The following is a 21,335-nucleotide window of genomic DNA, read 5'->3' on the forward strand; positions in this document are numbered from 1 at the left end:
ACCGGATTTTCCATCGGACTATTCATCCCATTAACTCTGAAACTTTCCGGAGGGATCGGCCAAGCTGATCCACTTCTTCCGGCGTGTTGTAAAACGTTAGCGACACACGGGCGGTTGCAGGTACTCCAAACCGTTTCATCAGCGGTTGTGTGCAGTGATGCCCCGTCCGGATGGCAATGCCTTCCTGATCGAGAAGGGTTCCCAGATCGCTGGCATGAGCTCCCTCCATCACAAACGAGACTACCGGACCTTTTTCGGCGGCCTCCCCGATGATCCGGACACCCGGGAAATCACGTAATACGGCTGTGGTCTGTCTGAGCAGAGATTGTTCATACTCATGAACCGCCTGCCAGTCGAGGGTTTCCATAAATTCAATGGCAGCGCCCAACCCCAATCCACCAGCAATATTTGGTGTTCCTGCTTCGAACCGGAAGGGCGGATCGTTCCAGGTGGTCTTTTCAAAGGTGACCGTCCGGATCATGTTTCCGCCGCCATGGAAAGGCTGCGTTTCCTTCAGAAGTTCCGGTTTTCCATAGAGAAATCCGGTCCCCGTCGGTCCGAAAACCTTGTGGCCCGAGGCCACCAGAAAGTCACATCCCAGCGTCTGCACATTCAGCCTGAAATGCGGAAGCGATTGGGCGGCATCCACCAGAACCGCTGCACCAACCTGATGAGCCAGCCGGATGATCTCTTTTACCGGATTCACCGTGCCAAGCGTGTTCGACATGTGAACCACCGATACCAATTTCACCGGTCCGTTCAGCAACTGCGGAAGAGATTCCAGGTCCAGCTCGCCCCGGTCGGTCACGGGAATCACGCGGATGGTGGCACCGGTGCGTTCGGCCGCAAGCTGCCAGGGAACAATATTGGAGTGATGCTCCATACCGGAAAGCAGAATGACATCGCCGGCCTTCAGCCGCGGCTGAAGAAAACCGTGCGCAACCAGGTTGATTCCTTCGGTTGCACCCGATGTAAACACCACCGATTCATCGCTCTCAGCCCCGATAAAGGAGGAAATCTGTTTTCTGACTGCCTCATACCGGTCAGTGGCCACCTGACTGAGCGTGTGTATGCCCCGGTGAACATTGGCATTTTCTTCGCGGTAGTACCGGTTCATCCGGTCAATGACCTGGAGGGGCTTCTGGGTGGTCGCCGCATTATCAAAATAAATCAGCGGTTTACCATTGACCTGAACCGACAAGGCCGGGAACGATTCCCGGATGGACCGGGCCTGAAACGGCTGAGCCAGTACAGATGTCATTCCAGCTCTCCTGCATCGACCCCCGGGAACAACCGGTTGATCAGGTCACGGGCAATCCGGTTCTGGTATGATGGGACCGGAAGGTTGCTGAAAACATCGGAGGCAAAGGCACGGATGAGAAGTCCCCGGGCGGTATCTTCTGAAATTCCGCGGGACCGCAGGTAATACAATTGAAGATCATCGAGCTGACCCACGGTGGCACCGTGGTAACATTTCACATCATCGGCGTAAATTTCGAGTTGCGGTTTTGAGTTCACCGTGGCATCGTTCGAAAGCAGCAGATTGCGGCTGGATTGACTGGCATTGGTTTTCTGAGCCCCTTCTCTCACAATGATGCGTCCATCAAACACAACCGATGAAGCATCTGCCAGAATACCTTTATATGATTCCTGACTGGTGCAATCGGGACTTTCATGATCAATTACGGTCAGGTTCTCCACCTGATCGGAACCAGTCGTTAATGCCAGGCCATGAAGCATCGAATTGGCACCGGGACCTTTCAGATTCACCCGGAACTGATTCCTGATCAGTGATCCACCCGATGAATGAACCCACGAGCGGTAAGAGGCATCCCGAAGAACATCCACGGTGGTTCGGTTGATGTGAAAAGCGCCGGCGGCCTCCTGTTGCAGACGGATGTGGTGAACCACAGCGCCTTCACCGATTCTGAGCCGGACATTCACCGACTGCAGATACCCGCCGGATCCCGTTCCGCGGTAATCATCCACCAGAATGACTTCGGTACGGGGTTCAACATCAATCCAGAGATTAACCGGAATGAGCTGACGGTTACCGGCTCCCGTTGCAGTAAAATTCAGAATCACCGGTACGGAAGGATTCACCGACCGGGAAATCCGGATCACGGATTCGTTCAGTCCCAGTGAGTCGGTCAGGGCGCCAAAAAAATCATCGGCTGCGGGCGAGAAACGTTGAGTCCATGCCGAATCGCCCGAAAGAACCTCGGTGAGTGGCTGAAGGTTGACACCAATTTCGCCCTTGCCTGAAAGCTGCCCATCAATCCATTGAATGCCTTCAGACCGGACCGGTGCCGATGCAACGGGATGAAGGTTGGGTAAAAATGGTTTGGCCAGTAAATCGTTCAGACGGGTGTATTTCCAGCTTTCCGGATCGTGTGCCGGCCTGGCAGAACGGATCAGCCGGTTTCGGGCCTCTGCGCGGAATCCGGTTGGTTCTGGGGAGAGGTAGGGTTGGTATAATTGAATCCAGTCAGCCATCAGGCACCCGCCAGAATCCGTTCACGGATCCAGTCATAGCCACGGTCTTCGAGCTCAAGGGCCAATTCTTTGCTGCCCGATTGAACAATACGGCCATCGAGCAGCACGTGAACCACATCGGGCACAATGTAGTCGAGCAGACGCTGATAGTGCGTCACCACAATCATCGACCGTTCGGGCGACCGCAGTTTATTAATCCCTTCCGATACCACACGGAGTGCATCAATATCAAGCCCCGAATCGGTTTCATCCAGGATGGCAAGCGAGGGTTCCAGAACGGCCATCTGGAAAATTTCATTGCGTTTCTTTTCACCACCCGAGAAGCCTTCATTGACCGGACGTTTGAGCAAACTGTCATCCAGATGAAGAATTTCCGATTTCTTACGGACATATTTGAGAAAATCGCCTGGTTCGAGTGGCTCTTCACCACGGTATTTCCTGATTTCATTCAAAGCCGTGCGCAGGAACATGATATTGGTGACTCCGGGAATTTCAACCGGGTATTGGAAAGCCAGAAACACCCCTTCTCTGGCACGGTCTTCGGGTGATAATTCCAGCAGGTTTTTCCCCTTGTAAAGGACCGATCCGGCCGAGACGCTGTAATCCTCATGACCAGCCAGCACTTTTGACAAGGTACTTTTTCCAGATCCGTTCGGACCCATGACAGCATGTACCTCGCCGGGTTTTACTTCCAGGTTAATTCCCTTCAGAATGTCCCGGCCATCGATTCCGGCATGTAAGTTTTGTATAGACAGCATGTAGTAATCAGTAATTGGTGATAAATAAATAGTGATTGGAAAAACCCGTTAAGGATGTCAACAGACCCTCACCCCTTTACTCTCCGGCGGAGTGGGAGTCATTCTGACTTCTGGCTCCTGGCTTTATTACCCCACCGCCCCTTCGAGCGAGATGGAAAGCAGTTTGGTGGCTTCCGCAGCAAATTCCATGGGAAGTTCCCGGAACACATCCTTGCAGTAGCCGTTTACAATCAGACTGACGGCTTCTTCGGGCGGAATTCCGCGCTGAAGACAATAAAACAGCTGATCTTCCCCGATTTTCGAGGTGGTTGCTTCATGCTCAACCCGTGCCGACGGATTGGAAATTTCGAAATAGGGGAAGGTATGCGCGCCGCACTCACTTCCGATCAGAAGCGAGTCACACTGCGAGTGATTCCGCGCATTTTCTGCCTGACGTGACATTCTCACCAGGCCACGGTAAGTCTGATTTCCCCTTCCGGCCGAAATCCCCTTCGATACAATGGTGGACTTCGTTTCACGACCGAGATGAATCATTTTCGTGCCGGTATCGGCCTGCTGCGCATGGGCAGTCACCGCCACAGAGTAAAATTCGCCGGTGGAATAATCCCCTTTCAGCACGCAGGACGGATATTTCCAGGTAATGGCAGAACCTGTCTCGACCTGTGTCCAGGAGATTTTGCTGTGGTGACCTTTGCAGATTCCTCTTTTGGTAACAAAGTTGTAAATACCACCCACTCCATTTTCATCACCGGCATACCAGTTCTGAACCGTGGAATATTTAATCTCGGCATGATCAAGGGCAATCAGTTCCACCACAGCAGCATGAAGCTGATTTTCATCGCGTTTCGGGGCGGTACAACCTTCCAGGTAAGACACATAACTGTTGTCATCGGCAACAATGAGCGTCCGTTCAAACTGCCCGGTGTTTTCCGCGTTTATCCGGAAATAGGTGCTCAGCTCCATCGGGCACCGGACCCCTTTCGGAATGTAGACGAAGGAACCGTCACTGAACACGGCGGCATTCAAAGCGGCAAAATAATTATCGGTGTAAGGCACGACCGATCCCATGTACTTCCTGATCAGCTCGGGGTGTTCCCGCACCGCTTCTGAAAATGAACAGAAAATAACCCCTTTTTCTTTCAGGGTTTCCTTAAAGGTCGTGGTGACCGAAACACTGTCGAAGACTGCATCCACCGCCACATTGGCAAGCAGTTTCTGCTCTTCGAGCGGAATGCCGAGCTTTTCAAACGTCCGGATTAATTCGGGATCCACCTCATCCATGCTGGCCAGCTTGGCCTTCTGTTTCGGTGCAGCGTAGTAAATCATATCCTGATAGTTGATTTCAGGAAAGGTTACGTTTTGCCAGTGGGGTTCCTCCATGGTCAGCCAGTGACGATAGGCTTTCAGCCGGTAGTCCAGCATCCAGTCCGGTTCATCCTTCTTCGCGGAAATAAACCTCACGATTTCCTCACTGAGACCTTTGGGAGCAAACTCCTGATCAATCTCAGTGGAAAATCCGTACTTATACTCGTTTTTGGTGAGCTCGTTCAGCTCCTGCATGTTTTTATCCTTACCAGCCAGCCTGCCCGGATCTTCCCGGGTGTGCAAAAGTATTCAATCTGTACAAAGTTGTCAAAATTCAATAACATGTCAATGAGGCGGGGGGTTCCGGCTAATTGAACATTGATCTGTTATGCAACGCACTTTTCCGGGCAGAATCACCCGAAAAGGGGACCTGCCGGTCCATAATCACTTGCTTCTCTGAAAACGAAAAGTAGTATATTTGTGCTGGCTTCTAATCAAAAACCAATAAAGGAGGTATCATGAAGAAGTTATTGCTGTTGGCCCTGTCCCTGATGACCAGTTCAATGTTAATGGCACAGGGTGATCTGTCCCTCTCCCAATACGCCAAACTTGATGGCGCCACGAAGGATGGAGTTCAGGGATTTACCGATGGAATTCAGAGTGGATTGAACGCCCTTGAATGGACAGACGGATCCGGTGCTGATGTATTCCGGATCGGTATTCAGATTCATAGCGGATTTGGTATTATTCCTGCTTCTCCCGAAATCGGACTCTCAGACGACGTGCCCATGCCCTCATTCGGCGGACAGGTCAACCTGGGAACCATGGGTGCAGAATTGTATCTGAGAATGTTTCCTGAAATTGAAGGTGACGGATTTTCCTATGGCAATTTCGGATTGGGTGCCAAATATGACATCACCGATTTCATTCCGGTAACCGGATTTCCTTCCACCTCGGTCTATGCCAGTTACACCTCCTACACATTTAAGGTTTCAGGAAACCAGACCGTTTCGGGAGTTGAAACCATTGATGTGGGCGGAACACCCTATGATGCAACCTATACCACTCAGGTAGATGCAGAAATTTCCCTTGAAGGTTCTTCTTTCAACGTTGGTGCCATTTCCAGCTACGATCTCTGGATCATGCGTGTCTTTGGCCGTATCGCTCTTGAAATGGCCGGATCGGACATTTCCTGGAACGGTGCTGAACCCGATGCAAACAATGTGTCCGGTGATCCGAACAGCGGATTCGTTATCGGCACCAAACCATTCAGCGGTGGAACGGATTTCGGAAATTCAGGACTCCGTCTTGGTGTGGGACTTTCCCTGCTCGGAATCAAAGGTGAAGTTGGCTACATGAACGGAAGCTATTTCGGCGTGGGCTACGGAATTACCTTCTGATTTTTTCAGAATTGCCATTCAAAAAGGCCATCCCAACCGGGTGGCCTTTTTTGTTTGTGGTGAAATACATTTAAACGCAATGACGCTAAGAATTCGCAAAGGTCGCTGAGGTTCCTGTATTGAAAACCAAGAAAAACTTTGCGTTCTCCTGTATTTACCTTGGCGCTCCCTGAGGTGAAGGAATTTAACCGCAGAGGTAGCAGAAAGGAGCAAAGACCGCAGAGATTCTTGTATTGAAAACAAAAAAAACCTTTGCGCTCTTTTGTATAAACCCTTTGCGTTCTCTGCGGTGAAGGAATTTTGCCGCAGAGGGAGCAGAAAGGAGCAAAGACCGCAGAGATTCTTGTATTGAAAACCAAAAAACCTTTGCGTTCTCCTGTTATTGCCCTTGGCGCTCTCTGCGTTAAAACGTATTGTAAACTTAGCGAATTAGCGGTGAAAGCATTTACGCTGACCAGAGCATCCAGGCGCCGATGGCCAGAAACCCCACCCCAGCCACAATGTTCAGCACCTTTTCGCTCACCACCTGAGACAGCAGATGTCCTGCCAGCACACCCAGGGCCGACGTCAGAATCAATGCCGAGGCAGCACCCGCAAATACCACCCATTTATTCACATCGGCCTTAGCAGAAAATAGCATGGTGGCCAATTGTGTCTTGTCACCCAATTCAGCAATAAAAACCGATCCGAATACAGTCAGAAACAATTTCAATTCCATAAATTAATCCCTTTGTATGCAATGAATAAGGCTTTTTATATGATCGCGTGTGACCCGGGTGTGCAGGCTCAGCCTGAGACGGGAGGTTCCTTCCGGTACGGTGGGAGGCCGGACAGGTCGCACATCAAATCCTGCCTCACGGCAACGCAGGGCGATACGAAGTGCCTCTGCATCCGACCCGATGATCACCGGAATAATCATGCTCTGGGTATGACCGGTGGAAAAACCGGTTTCGTTCCTGATGGCACCGGCAGACCAGACAGACAGGTTCTTCAGGTACTCCCGTTCCCGTTCCATTCCCTGCACCAGACGGATGGATTCGCCAATCAGACCGGCCTGAATGGGGGGCATGGCAGTCGTATAGATAAAATTCCGGCAGGAATTGATCAGTTTATCGATTAAAATCCGGCTGCCGGTCACAAAAGCGCCCGAAACGCCCAAAGCCTTGCCGCAGGTGTGAATGGTCACCAATGGGACATCCATCATGCCAGCTTCTTCAAGAACGCCCGCACCAGTTTTTCCGAACACACCGGTACCATGTGCTTCATCCACGATCAGATGAAGCCCAAACCGGTCACAGAACCGGGTTAATAAGAGAAAATCGGGTTTATCCCCATCCATGGAATACACCGATTCAACAATCAGGAATTTGGGGCGGAGATCCGATTCATGTTTTTTCAGACGGGATTCCAGATCATTCATATCGAGATGCCGGAAACGTTCGGTATGAGCACCGGTGGCTTTCAGTCCATCAACGATGCAGGCATGATTCAGCTTATCAGAAAACACCACCGAATCCTTCGGAATCAGGGTGGAAATCACGCCGGTATTGGCATCGTACCCAGAGTTGAACAGCAGAGCGGCTTCTGACTTTTTCCAGATGGCAATTTGTTCTTCGGTTTCCAGATGCAACCGGTGGGTTCCACTCAGCAGTCTCGATCCGGTAGAGCCCAACGGGATTCCGGCCGAAAGAAGTTCATGGGTTTTCTGCACCAGGGCCGGATGATCCGACAGGTTCAGATAGTCGTTGCCGGCGAGGGAGAGTCCGGAACCGGGGGTCAGTTGCCTGAACCGGTTCCGTTCTTTCAGATCATTGAGTTCCTGAGCCCAACGAGGGGTCAGATCAGCCTTCATGTCCGGCGGTCTGGGTCAGTTCCAGTTCGACGGCATGAAGCGGCATGGGATTCAGTCCGAGTTTCGTCAGCAGGGTCTGGTCTTCTTCAAATCTCGGATTTCCGGTGGTCAGCAGGGTCTCTCCGGTAAAGATGGAGTTTGCACCTGCCATGAAGCAGAGAGCCTGAGCTTCTTCGGTCAGTTGCAGCCGGCCAGCCGACAGACGGACCATGGAGGCAGGCATGGTAAGACGGGCCACGGCAATCATGCGGACAAAGTCAAAAGGATCGAGGGGCTTTTGATTGGCCAGCGGAGTTCCATCAATGGGAACCAGTGCATTGATCGGCACGGAGTCGGGATGTTTGGCCAGGGTTGCCAGCGTGTGAATAAATCCGACCCGGTCAGAGGTGCTTTCCCCCATTCCGATGATTCCACCGGAACAGACACCGATACCAGCTTTCTGAACATGTTCGATGGTTTTCAGACGATCATCAAACCGGCGGGTGGTGATGATTTTCTCGTAAAACTCGCGGGAGCAATCAATGTTATGATTGTAATTGGTCAGACCAGCATCGGCCAGCTGACGGGCCTGCTCTTCGTTGAGCATTCCAAGAGTCACACAGGATTCCATTCCCATTCCGTTGACGGCCCGGATCATGTCGAGCACCTGATCCCAATCCTTGCCGGGACGTGGAGAACGCCAGGCAGCGCCCATGCACAGACGGGTCGATCCGTTTTCTTTGGCAATCCGTGCAGCCTCCACCACTTCCTCAACGCTTAGGAGGGGTGTGCGGTCGACCGGCGAGTCATAATGAGCTGACTGTGAGCAATAGCCGCAATCTTCGGGGCAACCCCCGGTTTTTACGCTGACCAGAGTGGACCACTGGACATCATGCGGATTGTGAAATTGCCGGTGAACCCCGGCTGCTTCATAGACCAGATCAAGCAGGGGACGTTCAAACATCGCCCCGATTTCTTCCCGTGTCCAGTCATGTCTGATGGCTGGTTTCATGCCCTGCATCCTTCCGAATTAAAAAAACCGAGCACAAAACTACGAGAACCAATTGCCTCAATCAATGAAGAGCCCCTCCTTCGGAAAGAGAGCACTTCACTTATAATGCAGACTTAACCTTCCCGGCCGGTCGGAAACCACGCTGCCGGGTTCCCGGGTTTGAACCATTCCTTCATCGGCGTATTTTTGCAGTGGAAGGGGTTTTACTTCCAATTTTTATGCATATGAACCGTTTTTTGGTCTTTTTAACACTATCCTTGTCGGCATTTGTGGCAATAACAGCCCTTGCAGGGGGCGTGGCCCTTCTGACCGGCGCAGAAGACACCCGATTCCCGGCCACATGGCTTGAGGGAGCCCCGTTCTCCTCCTACCTGATCCCGGCCCTGCTTCTGTCCGTGGTGGTGGGAGGCAGCTCGCTGACAGCCATGATTCTTCTGATCAGAAAACATCCTTCAGCATGGATGGTCGTGGTTCTGGCAGGATCTTCACTGTGCGCTTATATTGGTGTGGAAGTACTCATCCTGAAACAGGATCCTCCCGGGCCTACTGCCCTTGAAATGGTTTATTTTTTCCTCGGAATTCTCATGATCCTGCCCGCTTTGGGAATCCGGCTCAGTCAGCAAACGGAGAGCAGATGAATATTGATCAGATTTTTTCCAATAACCGCGACTGGATTCAGGATAAACTGAAATCGGATCGTTCGTACTTCAAAAATCTGTCTAAGGGTCAGAATCCGGAAATTCTCTATATCGGGTGTTCAGACAGCCGGGTGACCGCAGAAGAACTCATGGGAGTCAAACCAGGCGAAGTTTTTATCCACCGGAACATTGCCAACCTGGTTCCAAATAACGACCTGAATGCCCTGACGGTGATCAGTTATGCCATCAGACATCTGAAGGTTAAACACATTGTTGTCTGCGGACACTATTTCTGCGGAGGGATCAATGCGGCCATGCAGTCGGCCGATCTGGGAATACTGAATCCGTGGCTGAGGAACATACGGGATGTTTACCGACTGCACCAGGATGAACTGGATGGGTTGAAATCGACACAGGCCCGGTATAAACGACTGGTTGAACTGAACGTTCAGGAGCAATGCGTCAACATCATCAAGACCGCTGATTTTCAAAAAGCCTACAAAGACCGGAATATCACGCTTCACGGGTGGGTTTTTGACATCCACAGTGGCAAGCTGATCGATCTGCAAATCGACTTCGATCAGATCCTGAAACGGATAATGAAGATTTACCACATCGTCCGGCTGTAAAACCGGACGTTACCGGTCAGTGACCTCCGCTGCCGGGAACCGATGGTCCGCTGCTCCGGCGGGGTTCCTTTACCAGCAACCATAGCATGGCTGAAACCGACAGGGTCACAGCCGCAAACCAGAACAGACTCGCCTTGTCATCTGACGATTGAATCCAGGCGCCCACCAGCAAACTGACCAGTAATTGGGGGATAACCACCGACAGGTTGAATATTCCCATGAAAAAGCCCATCCGGCTTTTATCAACCTTCTCAGACATAATCGCAAAGGGTAAACTCACCACGGCAGCCCAGCCGATACCGATCAAAGCCATCAGGGCATACAATACCATCGGGGTGGTGGCATAAAAAATCACACCGAAATAGCCGATTGCCATCAGTGCCACGGCCAGCGTATGCGTCCAGACCCGGCCAATGCGTTCTGCAACCGGTTCAAGGATAAAAGCCGGGAACAGAAATCCGACAAAATTCATGACCAGAAAAGAATAACTGATGACCTGACCGGTTCCGGCATCGCCAAGTCCTGGCATTTTCTGCTGGATAAACGCGATGATATACACGAAAACCGCCTGTATGCCCAGCCAGGAAAATCCATGAGCCACATATAATTTGATCAGTTCCATCCATTCGGTCTGATGGGTGACTGTTTCCTGCGGATCGTCACTGGTCTTCGCGGTTTCGAGTTCGCGCGGCTCGGTGATAAAAAAGGGCGGAATCAGCGAAAAGGCCAGAACCAGAAACACCGAGAGATAGATCAGGGTGATGTTTCCGTATTGTGCCCCGATAAAGTAGGCCAGGACACCGAAAAACCCGGAAATGGTTTGCATCCAGGTATAGCCCTTGGTACGCGGATTTCCTTCGGGAGTCACATCGGCAATGACGGAGCGGGTCGGATTGAAGCTGATGTTAATCGCCAGATCGAGGGTGAGGGCGACCGTGACTGCCACAAAAATGATGGCCACACCGGTGGCTTCATGGATAAATCCGATGTTAGGGAGCGCCAGTAACATGAGAGCAGCCAGAAATCCGCCAATCAGGATAAACGGCCGCCGGCGACCACTCCAGAACCAGACTTTATCCGAAATCAGACCAATGATCACCTGACCGAAGATCCCTGCAAGGGGTCCGGCAGCCCAGACCAGCCCCACCTCATGGATATCCAGATTAAACTGTGTGGTCAGAATCCAGCTGAGAGCCGAAATCTGCACGGACAGTGCAAAACCCATGGCGGTGGCCGGCAGGCTGAGAAGCATGTAGAACCCGCTGGTGAGCCGTCGTTGAATGGAAAGCATACTATCTCCTGTCTGATGGTGATCCGGCTGCCGATTTAAGGACCGGAATAAACGGTTCAAGTGAGCCATCGGCTTCAGGGTCCGATGGCAATCCGGTCAGATACCGGCACAAGGCATAGACATCGACACCCATGACATGACCAATGACGGAACCCGGCTTGAAATCGGGCCCGGTTCCGAAACAGATTCCCCACATATCGGGATCGCGGCTGTCGTAACCATGACCTCCCGGGGCCAGAGTGAGGGTCTTGCCTTTCAGTGAAAAGACTTTTCCTTTCTCAGGGATGCCAATCCAGTCTCCGAACCGATGAGAAAACGGACCGGGAGGAGGTCGCATCCAGTCGATGCCGGCGATCATGGGCGGAGGTGCGATGGCTCCTCCGTTGCTGTAAACAGAAACGGTGGCATACGCCGGAACAATGGTGGCCGTGGTGTCATAGTAAGCCACCACAGGATCAAGGTCAATGGGGTTTTTCAGGTTCAGGGGTGTCATTCCGTGATCGGAAACCACCAGAAGATTCAGCGAATCGGTCAATCCGTAACTGGCAATGGTCTGTCTGATCACGGTCAGCACAGAATCAGTCCGGGAAAGAGCCCGTCTGACTTCGGGCGAGCCGGGCCCAAACCAATGGCCCATATCGTCAAGAAACTCAAAATACAGAAAAACAGCCCTCGGACGTTCATGAGAGGGTTTTCCTAGCCACCGTGAAAATTGATTCAGCCGTGCCGAATCGGGAGTGCCGGGCAGGTAGGTTTTCCATTCATCGGGGTGATGAGCCTCTGAGCCCACCCAATGATACACCGCCGACCGGACTCCTTCATCGCCCAATTGGGACCAGATTGGGGTTCCGGCAAACCAGGCAGTATCGGACATGGCTTCATGATCACCCATCCTGAACATTTCATCTTTCAGCGGATCGAAAAACCGGTTCAGCACCAGTCCGTGACGAACGGGCTCCAGACCGGTAACCAGGGAATAATGTGACGGGAAAGTCTGTGATGGAAAAGGTGGAATCAATGCTTCTGCCCGGAAGCCAGTCTGTATCAGATTTCCAAGGGCAGGCATGGATACATAGGAACGATAGTCGTGGCGAAAACCATCGAAGGAGACCACAACCAGATACGGCGCTCCTGCCTGAAGCAGAAGTCCGAAGGTCAGAGCAGGAATCAGAGCCAGTATCCGTTTTTTCATGGCGCTACAAAAATAGGCAGATGAACGTGTGATGCCACCCGGCGGATGATTAAAAGCAGGTTAACGGACTGGTTCATCCGAAAAATCCATCTTCAGATCAGCGGTAAACCGGAACACAGCCTGCTGACCGGACCATTCCAGACCAGTGGCTTCTAACTGAACCATTTCTATCACAGCCGGAAATCCGCCGATGGAAACCTGATGAGCAGCCGGGACCCTTTCCAGCGGGTGTTCCCAGCCGTCCACTGCCTTTTCAACCTGGCGCCGGATCATCCAGTTCGTCAGAGACCACTCGCCGGGCTTCCGGTCAAACACCACGGCTTCCCGGTCGGACAGCACCAGGTCCCCATCCTGAATCACCGGGCGGACCGATAGTTCAACTGTCCGGTCAAGTTCATCAGGAATCAGCCAGAACCATCTGAACGGAATTTTTACACGGGACGAAATTTTCCAGGATTCCTCGCCGAACCGGACGGAAAACGGACCGGAACGTATTGATTTTCCACGGTTTAGCAATCCGGGTAACCAGGCCGCCAATGAATCGGCTGAAAGAGATAGCCAGGTTCCGGTGGTATCGGCCGGGCGTTCACCTGCCAGCAATCCGCCTGTCACCAAAAAAGTGGCCAGCAGATCATCCTGCCGGCTTTCGAGACTGGTCATCCGGACCGATGCACCCGTCAGACGACCATAAGGCAGGCGGGCCTTTTCCAGGCGGGAGGTGACGGTTTTTTCAATTTCTGAAACGGGAATCCTGAAGTCCTTCGGCAACTGACCCTCCATCAGGGAGGTAACCAGTCCATCCAGAATACCAGCCTGGGCATCATCGCTTCGGAACCGGAGCCCGGTCCGTTTTAGAATCACCGTTTGGCCATCGGTTCCGGGCTGCCAGTCTGCAGTGACCTCTCCGGTCAGGGTAACGGTCAGTCCAAAAAATCCCGTGTCCTTAACATATTTCAATCCGGTTTTTAATTGCAGCCGGCCTGCTTCCCAATGAGTGGCCACCGACCGGATGGTAAGACCGGGCACCTGATTGGTACCGATGACGGATTGAATTTTTTCGGCGGTCAGAGAGGCCAGAACGGTTCCGGGGACTTTCACATCCAGTCGTAAACCGGTTGGCTGAGACAATAACGGGGCCGGAACGAGCAGAACCGTGACGACCAACCAGGAAAACAACCGGATCAACGAAGGTCCTCCGGGCGTCTGCCGGGTTCATTCACCTTCCGGGATAATTTCAGATAGGGTCCGAAGACTCCATCCTGTTTCCGGTTTTCCTCCAGAGCCGGCATCAGACGGGCCGAGACAAATCCGTCATAGGAAACCGATGAGCGGGTGATGGGGTGCTTCTGATTCAGGTGCATGGTAAAACGGAACATGGGATCCTGCTGAACCGGACCCAGATGGCAGGTGATGCAATCGGTCGGGTAGGAGTAGTGTGCCGAGGTGGTTTGTTCATCCATGGATCGGGAAAAGACAAAAAAATCCCAGCCCGCCGGCTGCCTGACCATTACCTCATAATCGGTAACCGCGCCTGAAACGGGTTCCCGGTTGGCTACCAAAAGACGGGTACCCACCGGATAGGTCATCAGAGAATCGCCGCTGCCGGATGGAAGATCTGGAAACCAGATGGTCCGGCGACCCGTGGCGGTTTTTCCTTCCACATCCATTTTCCGCATGGACTGATAGGCCCCGGTGAGCAGCCAGCGACGGATTTCTTCACGGCTGGTGGTCTTTTTCAGGTACAACTTTGCCCGTTCCGGTTCGGGAAGTGTTTCGAGTGCCTGTATCAGAGAATCACGCAGATGATCGGTTGACCGGTAATCGGCCAGCCGCTCTTTCAGCTCGGGCGACAACCCGGGTTGACGGACTGGTTCAGGTTCCTTTTTTGTTTCTGTGCCGCACGCGGCGAGGAAAAGACCGACGGACAGGATGAAAATCAATGGCTTCATGTGTCAAAATTGAGAATCAGGTAAAAGATTTCCGAATCCGGCGTAAAAATTTACCCTTGTTCTGAAACGTGATGCCCCGCTTTGGTGTTCGGTTCTGTATGCTCGGATTTCATTACCGCCAGTATCAGCCGCCGGTTCGCGGACCCCAGGACCGGTTCGATCACCTGTTGAATGTGTTTTCTCAACTGCTGCAGTACACCAACGGTGATGCCGACGAAGCCATTGCCTGGATGTTGCAGCTGAACCGCAAACATCCGCTCTTCGATGAGGAATACTCGATGGATGATTTCCTCCGGGACCTGAAATCGAACGGGTACCTGGCCGACAAACAGGAGCGCGGTTCCCGACTGACCTCCAGAATGGAACGGTACATCCGCACACAGGCCTTTGAAGACATTTTTTCCGGTCTGAAAAGATCAGAATCCGGACACCACCGCACCCCCTACACCGGCCGCGGAGATGAGTCCCTTACCGAAACACGCCCGTTTCAATTTGGTGATTCCACCGACATGCTCGATGTCACCCGAACCATTTACAATGCGCACATCAACCATGGCATTGATGATTTCCGTTTGCAGGAACGCGATCTGGAAGTTTATGATACCCAGTTTTACACCGCTCAGGCAACGGTAATCATGATCGACCTGAGCCACAGCATGATTCTGTACGGTGAGGACCGGATCACCCCGGCCAAAAAAGTGGCCATGGGACTTTCCGAGCTGATCATGACCCGCTATCCGTCCGATTCCCTTTCCATCATCGCTTTCGGGGATACCGCCTGGGAAGTGTCGGTGAAGGACCTCCCCTATCTGGCCGTTGGACCGTATCACACCAACACGAAAGAAGGGTTGCAACTGGCCCGGCATCTGCTGCGCAGAAAGGCCACCGATAACAAACAGATTTTCATGATCACCGACGGAAAACCCTCCTGCATCCGGGAAGGAAACCGACTGTATAAAAACAGCATGGGACTCGATCCGAAAATATTGAACCGTACGCTCGACGAGGCCGAAATCTGCCGGCGCGAGGGAATTTCCATCACCACCTTCATGATCGCCCGCGATCCCATTCTGCAGGATTTCGTCAGGCAACTGACCACCATCAATCAGGGACGGGCGTATTTCTCTTCTCTGAATAAACTCGGCGAATTCATTTTTGAAGATTACATTTTAAACCGGAAAAAAACCGTCCGGTAGAAAAAGGAATTTATGTTTACCAACGACCTGCTCACCCTGACCACCGTCGGCGACCTTCGGGCTGCCGGTTACCCGACTCAATCGGTGAAAGACGAACTCCGCAACAATCTTCTGCGTAAACTGAAAAACCGGGAACCCCTGTTCCCCGGTATTTACGGATACGAAAAAACCGTCATTCCGGAAATCGAAAATGCCGTCTTAAGCAAGCATAACATCATTCTGCTCGGCCTGCGCGGACAGGCAAAGACCCGGCTTGCCCGGCTGCTGGTCAATCTGCTCGATGAATACGTGCCCGTCCTGCAGGATTCCGAAGTGAATGACCATCCGTTTCATCCCATTTCTCTGGCAGGAAAAGAACTGATTGCCACCCTTGGGGATAAAGCCCCCATTCAATGGATTCACCGGTCGGACCGGTATGGTGAAAAACTGGCCACCCCCGATGTGACCGTGGCCGATCTGATCGGCGATCTGGACCCCATTAAGGCAGCCGCTCACCGGCTTTCCTACAGCGATGAACGGATTCTGCATTACGGAATTATTCCGCGCACCAACCGCGGCATTTTCGTGATCAATGAACTGCCCGATCTGCAACCACGCATTCAGGTGTCGCTGTTTAACATTCTTCAGGAAGCAGACATTCAGATCCGCGGATTTAAAACCCGGATTCCCATGGATATCATGCTCATTTTCACAGCCAATCCGGAAGATTACACCAACCGCGGATCCATCATCACCCCGCTGAAGGACCGGATTGATTCTCAGATCATCACACACTATCCCAAGACGATTGAAGTGGCGCGGAAAATCACCGAACAGGAATCATTCTCCACTGCACAACGCGAAGTCACGGTTCATATTCCCGACCTGATCCGTGATCTGGTGGAACAGCTTTCCTTCGAAGCCCGTGAAAGTGAATTTGTCGATCACAAATCGGGTGTATCTGCACGACTGGCCATTTCAGCCTTTGAAACGCTCATCAGTCAGGCGGAACGCCGGGCCGTGATGCATGGCGAAACCGAAACCACCGTCAGAATCATGGATCTGTATCGCCTGACGCCTTCCATCACAGGAAAGATTGAACTGGTGTATGAAGGTGAGCAGGAAGGCATGGCGAAAGTGGCCACCGCCCTTATACAAAAAGCCATCCGGAGTGCATTTAAAACCTGGTTTCCCGATCCCTCCCGGATCAAATCGGGCGAAGCCGGAAATCCGTACAAACCCATTCTCGAGTGGTTCAGTCAGAAAAAAACGGTCGATCTGCTCTTTGATGATTCACAGGCTGATTATGAGGCGAGATTGCGGTCGGTGACCGGACTGGCCGAACTGGCCGGTTCCCGGAAAAAGGTTCTGGCAGATGTCCCCGAGTCGCTCCGGATGGAATTTATTCTGGAAGGATTGTCTCTGTTCTCCGTCATCGGGAAGGATGTGCTCGGCGAACAGGCCAGCTACAAGGATATCATGGGCTCGGTCATGAAAGGCATTCAGTTCGATCAGCCATCAGGTGAGTGAAAAGTCTTTGACCAGCAACCCGATCCGATCGGTAATGGACCGGCAGAATTCCTCGGGCGAGTGACCTCCCGGCAGGTGTCGCTGGTAGACATAGAACGTGTCATTCACTCCATCAAGCCGGGTGGCAATTTTGGCCTGCTGAATCGGCAGATGCAGATCAGAAAACGTTCGGGTAATCTGATACATCAGTCCGAGCATATCGGGAGCATACACGTCAAAAATCAGAAACTCCCCGCTGGTTTCCACCGTCACTTCGGGCTCGAATAAAGAAGCAGGTTTAAACCGCCGTTTCCATTTTTTGCGGAATTTATCCACCTGACCTTCCACCGGTTCGTTCCGTGTTAACACCGCTTCCAGCCGGTCGGTCAGCTGCGATTGCAGCATTGCCGGATCGGCCGGCGCATCGGCAATGGGAAACACCCGGAACCGGTCAATCACCTGTCCGCCGGGCGAGGTGAACACCCGCGCATCGAAAATGCTGTTATCCAGACTCGAAATCACCCCGCAGAGTTTGTACAGGAGCCCTTCCTGATCTTCGGTGATGACGGTGATTTCCTGATAGCCATCAAACAGTCCCACATCCACATGAACTTTGTGACCATTTTTCCGGGCGGAAGCGTGACGGGCAATTTCATCGGGCCGGAAAGCCAGCCAGTAATCGTTGTGGTGATTGAATTCCCTGATGTGTGCCAGCACCGCCGGATCGGTCTGATGCCGGATCATGGATTCCACTTTCTGATCTTTTGATTCTTTCAGGACCTGCCCGCCATCTTTTTCTGAAGTGGACGTAATGGCACGCCGGGTAATCCGGTACAATTCCTCGAGCATCATGCCCTTCCACTCCGTCCAGACAGTGGGATTTACTGCACTCAGATCGGAATAGGTGAGACAAAACAGGATATCGAGATATTCTTCGTCGGGAAACAGATTGATGAAGGACTGCAGCGTTTCGGGATCGTGATAGTTGCGGCGGAAGGCGTATAACTCCATGGTGAGATGCTGCTCGACCATGAAACAAACCAGATTGATTTCCTCCTGCGGGTAATCCCACCGGGCCATGACCTGCTGGGCCACATCCATCCCCACAATGGAATGGTTGGCAATATCGAACCCTTTCCCGATGTCATGGAAAATGATGGAAAGAATCAGCAATTCCTGGCGTTCCAACTGCTGCCGGACGCGATGCACAGCCGGATACCGTTTCACACTCTGCTCGAGTTTCTCGATGGCCACCAGCGTATGATAATCGGCGGTGTACCAGTGATAGGCATTCCGCTGATACAGGCCGACCAGCGGACCGTACTCGGGAATGAACCGGTTGAGCACACCCAGTTCGAGCATGTTCTTAAGTGCGTAGGAACAGTTTTTTGCCACCAGAATTTTCCGGAACAGATGCACCACCCGCGGATTGGCCTGAAATTCCTCGGTGATCAGTTCATAGGACTGTGTGATGGCTGACCGCAGCATATCGGAAAAAGGAAATCCGTAATCGGCCTGATAGTAAAAGGCCATCATCTGAAGCCAGGGTGCACGGGTGAATTCGGCCAGAATGGAGCTTTCCTGACTTACCCGTCCCCAGTGAATGCGGTTGTTGCGAATGGTGAATCCACCATCGAGCTGCTCATCGAGATCGGAGTATGGCGGACGGCAGAATTCTTCGGTTTGCTGGATGAACGTCCGGCTGAGGCGGAAGATTTTACGGGCATGCAGATAGTATTTCCGCATGAGTGCTTCGCAGAGTTCCTTGTTATCCTCACCACGCAGACCCAGCCTTCCTGCCACGGCGGGTTGCTGATTGAAACCCAACTGATCGGTGGACCGCTGATCGGCCAGATGCAGGGCAAACCGGGTTTTCAGCATGAAGTCGGTGGCTTCGAACACGTGACGGTACTGGGTTTCATCGATCATACCCAGTTTGTATAAACGCAGCAGCACCCGCTCGGTCTGGGTTTCATCATCGGTGGACCGGCGCGCAAACAACCGCTGCCCTTCGCTGGTAAGCAGTACCATCCAACCCAGAAAATGAACATCCCGCAGCGTTCCCGGACTTTTCTTCACGTTTGGTTCGAGCAGGTTAACCGAACCGCCATACTGAGCCAGCGACGTGTTGTAATTTTTCACCAGTTCATATAGAAACGTCTGGTTTTTATTGGTATTCAGAAACCGGTCAATGGATTCATCAAACCGGGTGGCCAACCCGGCATTCCCATCCAGAAACCGGCTGTCGAGGCTGGTGGTAAGCGTTTCCAGATCCATGGTCATGGCCTGTTGTGCCTCTGCCAGTGTGCGGACGGCGTGTCCGATTTTCAGACCGTGATTCCACAGCGGATTGAACAAGGCCCGGATTCCGTTTTCCAGCCGGGTTTTATCCATTCCATCCGGCACCAGAATCAGCACATCCACATCGGAATTCGGACACATTTCGCGTCGTCCGAAGCCGCCGAGGGCAATCAGAGCCGTTCCATCCAGCTCGGGAATCTGCCGGTACGCTTTTACCAGATCCTTCCCGAACTGATTGGCCAGATGCCGGACCATGAGAAAACCCGTATCGAACGGATTGAAGATTTGTTCGCCGTATTGCTGTAGAGATTGCATGTTTCCCGTCCGTTTGCTTTAGAAAGTTAAGAAATTGGTCCCGTTTTTGAAAATGAGGTGCAAACCAGAAGAGGCGCGGATGGCCTGGAGGCCCGTGATCGTGAAGAGAAACCTTTCGACGACGGCAGAGACCAGATTTGGAAAACCCCGGAACAATGGTGGATCAAGGGTGTGCCATCGTTCTGGCTCCTGCTACGGACAGGTAAAGTGTCAACTAAACGGTACCCCTTGCTGGTTTCAGCTTATCCATTGTCCGGACTCATCTGGAATCAGGACCCCGGATGCGGTATTTTTAAACTGATCCTCCCAGGGAATGATCCGTTATCTGATCCAACTTGGCGATTCGGTTGGTACGGTAGTGGTTGGAACAGCTGCCGGAAATGCTGGGGCCATAACAGGTAGATCTGCTGGCGCCTTTTTTGGTGGTGTGTTTGGGCTTGGAGTGGACGCTATTCCGCTCTCAGCCGGCGGGGTTATTGTCGGCTGGCTTGGGGATGATTGGGGTGGTTCGGTGGGAAGTGGCGTTGTCCAAAATGCAATTTACCGGTTAATATATGAAATACATCAAACTATTCCTCAACTACCAGATTTATGTGTTCTATCGGTTGTATGGATATCAGTCCGTTGTCCTGATGTACTTAAACCCGTTACATTGGTTTAATAAAACGCCTGTCATGAAAAGGTTCCAGAAAAAAAACAATGTGTCGTTGGAGAAGGTTTATCTTGATACCCAATCCAATGAATATTTCGGATTTAGTCTGACAAATGGGGTTGGGCTTTTTGCGTTGTTAAATTCACTTTTCATTTTTTCAATACTAAAAAGTATTACAAAAGAGTTTAACTTATTTCCTAATCAGAGTGTCAAAGTATATATAATTTCTGCAGTTTTAACAGGCCTAATCTGGTGGATTTTTTGTGAAAGTCGTTTTCAATATCGGAGATATTTTAAAGTAATCAGATCTCTTTCTCGTGAAAGTAAAATAAATCTAAGAATCAGTATGATTATTTATGTCATAATAACTGCAGTTTTGGTTCGGTACTACTTTTAGAGCATAGTGTCAGAGTTATAATTATACTCCTTGTGTATAAAAATTAAACAATTCAAAACAAATACGACGGAGTAGGCTACTTTGTGATCAAAGACCGCTTCAACTCCACCCGGATTGTCTTTAAAGGAACCGATGGAACGGTGGTAAACCGGTTCGATTATGCCCCGTACGGTGAGGTGATCCGGTCGTTGGAAAGCGGTGATCTGGTGTCGTTTACCTACACCGGACAGGAAATGGATAAACACCTTGGGGTGATGACAGACCAAGCCCGTTTACAGGTCGGAGCGAAGCGGAGATCCGGCGCCAGACGGAACCCGTTGCGTGAGTTTCATACTCCGTACAATTACGTGGGGAACAATCCGTTCAGTTTTACCGATCCGAGTGGAATGGTGGGGGAATCTGTTAATCCTGCTTTTTCTCAGGATCAACTTTCGGCATTTTATTATGAGTTTGATCAGAATTGTGAGGGGTATTGGGCTCCTTCC

General features: G+C 51.8%; 19 protein-coding genes. 7 read left to right on the top strand and 12 right to left on the bottom strand.

What is annotated here, in order from left to right; translation table 11 throughout:
- Positions 1 to 22: 22 nt before the first annotated feature.
- The 4 genes from HUU10_13420 to sufB all read right to left on the bottom strand — a co-directional run bounded on the left by HUU10_13420 (position 23) and on the right by sufB (position 4,814).
- The gene (locus tag HUU10_13420) at positions 23 to 1,261 is read right to left on the bottom strand and encodes a cysteine desulfurase (protein NUQ82607.1); all 1,239 of its coding nucleotides are present in this window, start codon (positions 1,259 to 1,261) and stop codon (positions 23 to 25) included.
- On the bottom strand, positions 1,258 to 2,496 hold the full coding sequence (sufD, locus tag HUU10_13425) for a Fe-S cluster assembly protein SufD (protein NUQ82608.1): 1,239 nt from the start codon (positions 2,494 to 2,496) through the stop codon (positions 1,258 to 1,260). The genes HUU10_13420 and sufD overlap by 4 nt, the downstream gene beginning before the upstream one ends.
- On the bottom strand, positions 2,496 to 3,254 hold the full coding sequence (gene sufC, locus HUU10_13430; GenBank protein ID NUQ82609.1) for a Fe-S cluster assembly ATPase SufC: 759 nt from the start codon (positions 3,252 to 3,254) through the stop codon (positions 2,496 to 2,498). Before sufC ends, sufD begins: the two co-directional genes overlap by 1 nt.
- Positions 3,255 to 3,380: 126 nt before the next feature.
- A complete protein-coding gene (gene sufB / locus HUU10_13435) occupies positions 3,381 to 4,814 on the bottom strand; it encodes a Fe-S cluster assembly protein SufB (GenBank protein ID NUQ82610.1) in 1,434 nt (477 codons plus the stop codon).
- Positions 4,815 to 5,077: 263 nt separating this feature from the next.
- Here sufB and HUU10_13440 point away from each other — a divergent pair, with 263 nt between their 5' ends.
- Positions 5,078 to 5,959, top strand: coding sequence for a hypothetical protein (locus tag HUU10_13440; protein NUQ82611.1), 882 nt, complete (start codon positions 5,078 to 5,080; stop codon positions 5,957 to 5,959).
- A gap of 445 nt (positions 5,960 to 6,404) precedes the next feature.
- Here the strand turns inward: HUU10_13440 and HUU10_13445 are convergent, their stop codons facing one another.
- Genes HUU10_13445 through bioB form a run of 3 tightly spaced genes read right to left on the bottom strand, consistent with a single transcriptional unit; the run spans position 6,405 to position 8,802 of the window.
- Positions 6,405 to 6,677: a TMEM165/GDT1 family protein gene (locus tag HUU10_13445; protein ID NUQ82612.1), complete on the bottom strand. Its 273-nt coding sequence runs from the start codon at positions 6,675 to 6,677 to the stop codon at positions 6,405 to 6,407.
- A 3-nt stretch (positions 6,678 to 6,680) separates the two neighbouring features.
- Complete coding sequence (locus tag HUU10_13450; GenBank protein NUQ82613.1) at positions 6,681 to 7,811, bottom strand: 8-amino-7-oxononanoate synthase; 1,131 nt, start codon at positions 7,809 to 7,811, stop codon at positions 6,681 to 6,683.
- Positions 7,801 to 8,802: a biotin synthase BioB gene (gene bioB, locus HUU10_13455; GenBank protein NUQ82614.1), complete on the bottom strand. Its 1,002-nt coding sequence runs from the start codon at positions 8,800 to 8,802 to the stop codon at positions 7,801 to 7,803. The genes HUU10_13450 and bioB overlap by 11 nt, the downstream gene beginning before the upstream one ends.
- Before the next feature lie 224 nt (positions 8,803 to 9,026).
- On the opposite strand from bioB, the gene HUU10_13460 reads away from it, so the two are divergent.
- Positions 9,027 to 9,440: a hypothetical protein gene (locus HUU10_13460; protein ID NUQ82615.1), complete on the top strand. Its 414-nt coding sequence runs from the start codon at positions 9,027 to 9,029 to the stop codon at positions 9,438 to 9,440.
- Positions 9,437 to 10,069 carry a carbonic anhydrase gene (locus HUU10_13465; protein ID NUQ82616.1) on the top strand — a complete coding sequence of 211 codons (633 nt, stop codon included), beginning with the start codon at positions 9,437 to 9,439 and terminating at the stop codon, positions 10,067 to 10,069. The genes HUU10_13460 and HUU10_13465 overlap by 4 nt, the downstream gene beginning before the upstream one ends.
- A 16-nt stretch (positions 10,070 to 10,085) precedes the next feature.
- On the opposite strand, the gene HUU10_13470 is transcribed toward HUU10_13465, so the two are convergent.
- Genes HUU10_13470 through HUU10_13485 form a run of 4 tightly spaced genes read right to left on the bottom strand, consistent with a single transcriptional unit; the run spans position 10,086 to position 14,501 of the window.
- Positions 10,086 to 11,360, bottom strand: a complete 1,275-nt coding sequence (locus HUU10_13470; GenBank protein NUQ82617.1) for an MFS transporter — start codon at positions 11,358 to 11,360, stop codon at positions 10,086 to 10,088.
- A 1-nt stretch (position 11,361) separates the two neighbouring features.
- Positions 11,362 to 12,552, bottom strand: coding sequence for an alkaline phosphatase family protein (locus tag HUU10_13475; protein NUQ82618.1), 1,191 nt, complete (start codon positions 12,550 to 12,552; stop codon positions 11,362 to 11,364).
- Between the two features lie 60 nt (positions 12,553 to 12,612).
- Positions 12,613 to 13,737 carry a hypothetical protein gene (locus HUU10_13480; GenBank protein ID NUQ82619.1) on the bottom strand — a complete coding sequence of 375 codons (1,125 nt, stop codon included), beginning with the start codon at positions 13,735 to 13,737 and terminating at the stop codon, positions 12,613 to 12,615.
- Positions 13,734 to 14,501, bottom strand: a complete 768-nt coding sequence (locus HUU10_13485) for a hypothetical protein (GenBank protein NUQ82620.1) — start codon at positions 14,499 to 14,501, stop codon at positions 13,734 to 13,736. The genes HUU10_13480 and HUU10_13485 overlap by 4 nt, the downstream gene beginning before the upstream one ends.
- A gap of 98 nt (positions 14,502 to 14,599) precedes the next feature.
- Between HUU10_13485 and HUU10_13490 the strand changes: the two genes are divergently transcribed.
- A complete protein-coding gene (locus tag HUU10_13490; GenBank protein NUQ82621.1) occupies positions 14,600 to 15,697 on the top strand; it encodes a hypothetical protein in 1,098 nt (365 codons plus the stop codon).
- A 12-nt stretch (positions 15,698 to 15,709) separates the two neighbouring features.
- A complete protein-coding gene (locus HUU10_13495; GenBank protein NUQ82622.1) occupies positions 15,710 to 17,206 on the top strand; it encodes a sigma 54-interacting transcriptional regulator in 1,497 nt (498 codons plus the stop codon).
- Here the strand turns inward: HUU10_13495 and glnD are convergent.
- Positions 17,195 to 19,801 (bottom strand): [protein-PII] uridylyltransferase, encoded by a 2,607-nt coding sequence (glnD, locus tag HUU10_13500; GenBank protein NUQ82623.1) that lies wholly within the window; start codon positions 19,799 to 19,801, stop codon positions 17,195 to 17,197. The two genes, HUU10_13495 and glnD, sit on opposite strands and share 12 nt — an antisense overlap.
- A gap of 313 nt (positions 19,802 to 20,114) precedes the next feature.
- Between glnD and HUU10_13505 the strand changes: the two genes are divergently transcribed.
- Positions 20,115 to 20,462 carry a hypothetical protein gene (locus HUU10_13505; GenBank protein NUQ82624.1) on the top strand — a complete coding sequence of 116 codons (348 nt, stop codon included), beginning with the start codon at positions 20,115 to 20,117 and terminating at the stop codon, positions 20,460 to 20,462.
- A 471-nt stretch (positions 20,463 to 20,933) separates the two neighbouring features.
- Positions 20,934 to 21,335 (top strand): hypothetical protein (locus HUU10_13510; GenBank protein ID NUQ82625.1); only part of this gene is annotated, 402 nt, incomplete at its 3' end.

This window comes from Bacteroidota bacterium, assembly GCA_013360915.1.
Taxonomy (GTDB): domain Bacteria; phylum Bacteroidota; class JABWAT01; order JABWAT01; family JABWAT01; genus JABWAT01.

What these genes read in the sequence shown, in the direction of transcription:
- HUU10_13420 (NUQ82607.1), bottom strand. Translation starts at nt 1,261, where the DNA reads ATGACATCTGTACTGGCTCAGCCGTTTCAGGCCCGGTCCATCCGGGAA.
- sufD (NUQ82608.1), bottom strand. Translation starts at nt 2,496, where the DNA reads ATGGCTGACTGGATTCAATTATACCAACCCTACCTCTCCCCAGAACCA.
- sufC (NUQ82609.1), bottom strand. Translation starts at nt 3,254, where the DNA reads ATGCTGTCTATACAAAACTTACATGCCGGAATCGATGGCCGGGACATT.
- sufB (NUQ82610.1), bottom strand. Translation starts at nt 4,814, where the DNA reads ATGCAGGAGCTGAACGAGCTCACCAAAAACGAGTATAAGTACGGATTT.
- HUU10_13440 (NUQ82611.1), top strand. Translation starts at nt 5,078, where the DNA reads ATGAAGAAGTTATTGCTGTTGGCCCTGTCCCTGATGACCAGTTCAATG.
- HUU10_13445 (NUQ82612.1), bottom strand. Translation starts at nt 6,677, where the DNA reads ATGGAATTGAAATTGTTTCTGACTGTATTCGGATCGGTTTTTATTGCT.
- HUU10_13450 (NUQ82613.1), bottom strand. Translation starts at nt 7,811, where the DNA reads ATGAAGGCTGATCTGACCCCTCGTTGGGCTCAGGAACTCAATGATCTG.
- bioB (NUQ82614.1), bottom strand. Translation starts at nt 8,802, where the DNA reads ATGAAACCAGCCATCAGACATGACTGGACACGGGAAGAAATCGGGGCG.
- HUU10_13460 (NUQ82615.1), top strand. Translation starts at nt 9,027, where the DNA reads ATGAACCGTTTTTTGGTCTTTTTAACACTATCCTTGTCGGCATTTGTG.
- HUU10_13465 (NUQ82616.1), top strand. Translation starts at nt 9,437, where the DNA reads ATGAATATTGATCAGATTTTTTCCAATAACCGCGACTGGATTCAGGAT.
- HUU10_13470 (NUQ82617.1), bottom strand. Translation starts at nt 11,360, where the DNA reads ATGCTTTCCATTCAACGACGGCTCACCAGCGGGTTCTACATGCTTCTC.
- HUU10_13475 (NUQ82618.1), bottom strand. Translation starts at nt 12,552, where the DNA reads ATGAAAAAACGGATACTGGCTCTGATTCCTGCTCTGACCTTCGGACTT.
- HUU10_13485 (NUQ82620.1), bottom strand. Translation starts at nt 14,501, where the DNA reads ATGAAGCCATTGATTTTCATCCTGTCCGTCGGTCTTTTCCTCGCCGCG.
- HUU10_13490 (NUQ82621.1), top strand. Translation starts at nt 14,600, where the DNA reads ATGCTCGGATTTCATTACCGCCAGTATCAGCCGCCGGTTCGCGGACCC.
- HUU10_13495 (NUQ82622.1), top strand. Translation starts at nt 15,710, where the DNA reads ATGTTTACCAACGACCTGCTCACCCTGACCACCGTCGGCGACCTTCGG.
- glnD (NUQ82623.1), bottom strand. Translation starts at nt 19,801, where the DNA reads ATGCAATCTCTACAGCAATACGGCGAACAAATCTTCAATCCGTTCGAT.
- HUU10_13505 (NUQ82624.1), top strand. Translation starts at nt 20,115, where the DNA reads ATGATCCGTTATCTGATCCAACTTGGCGATTCGGTTGGTACGGTAGTG.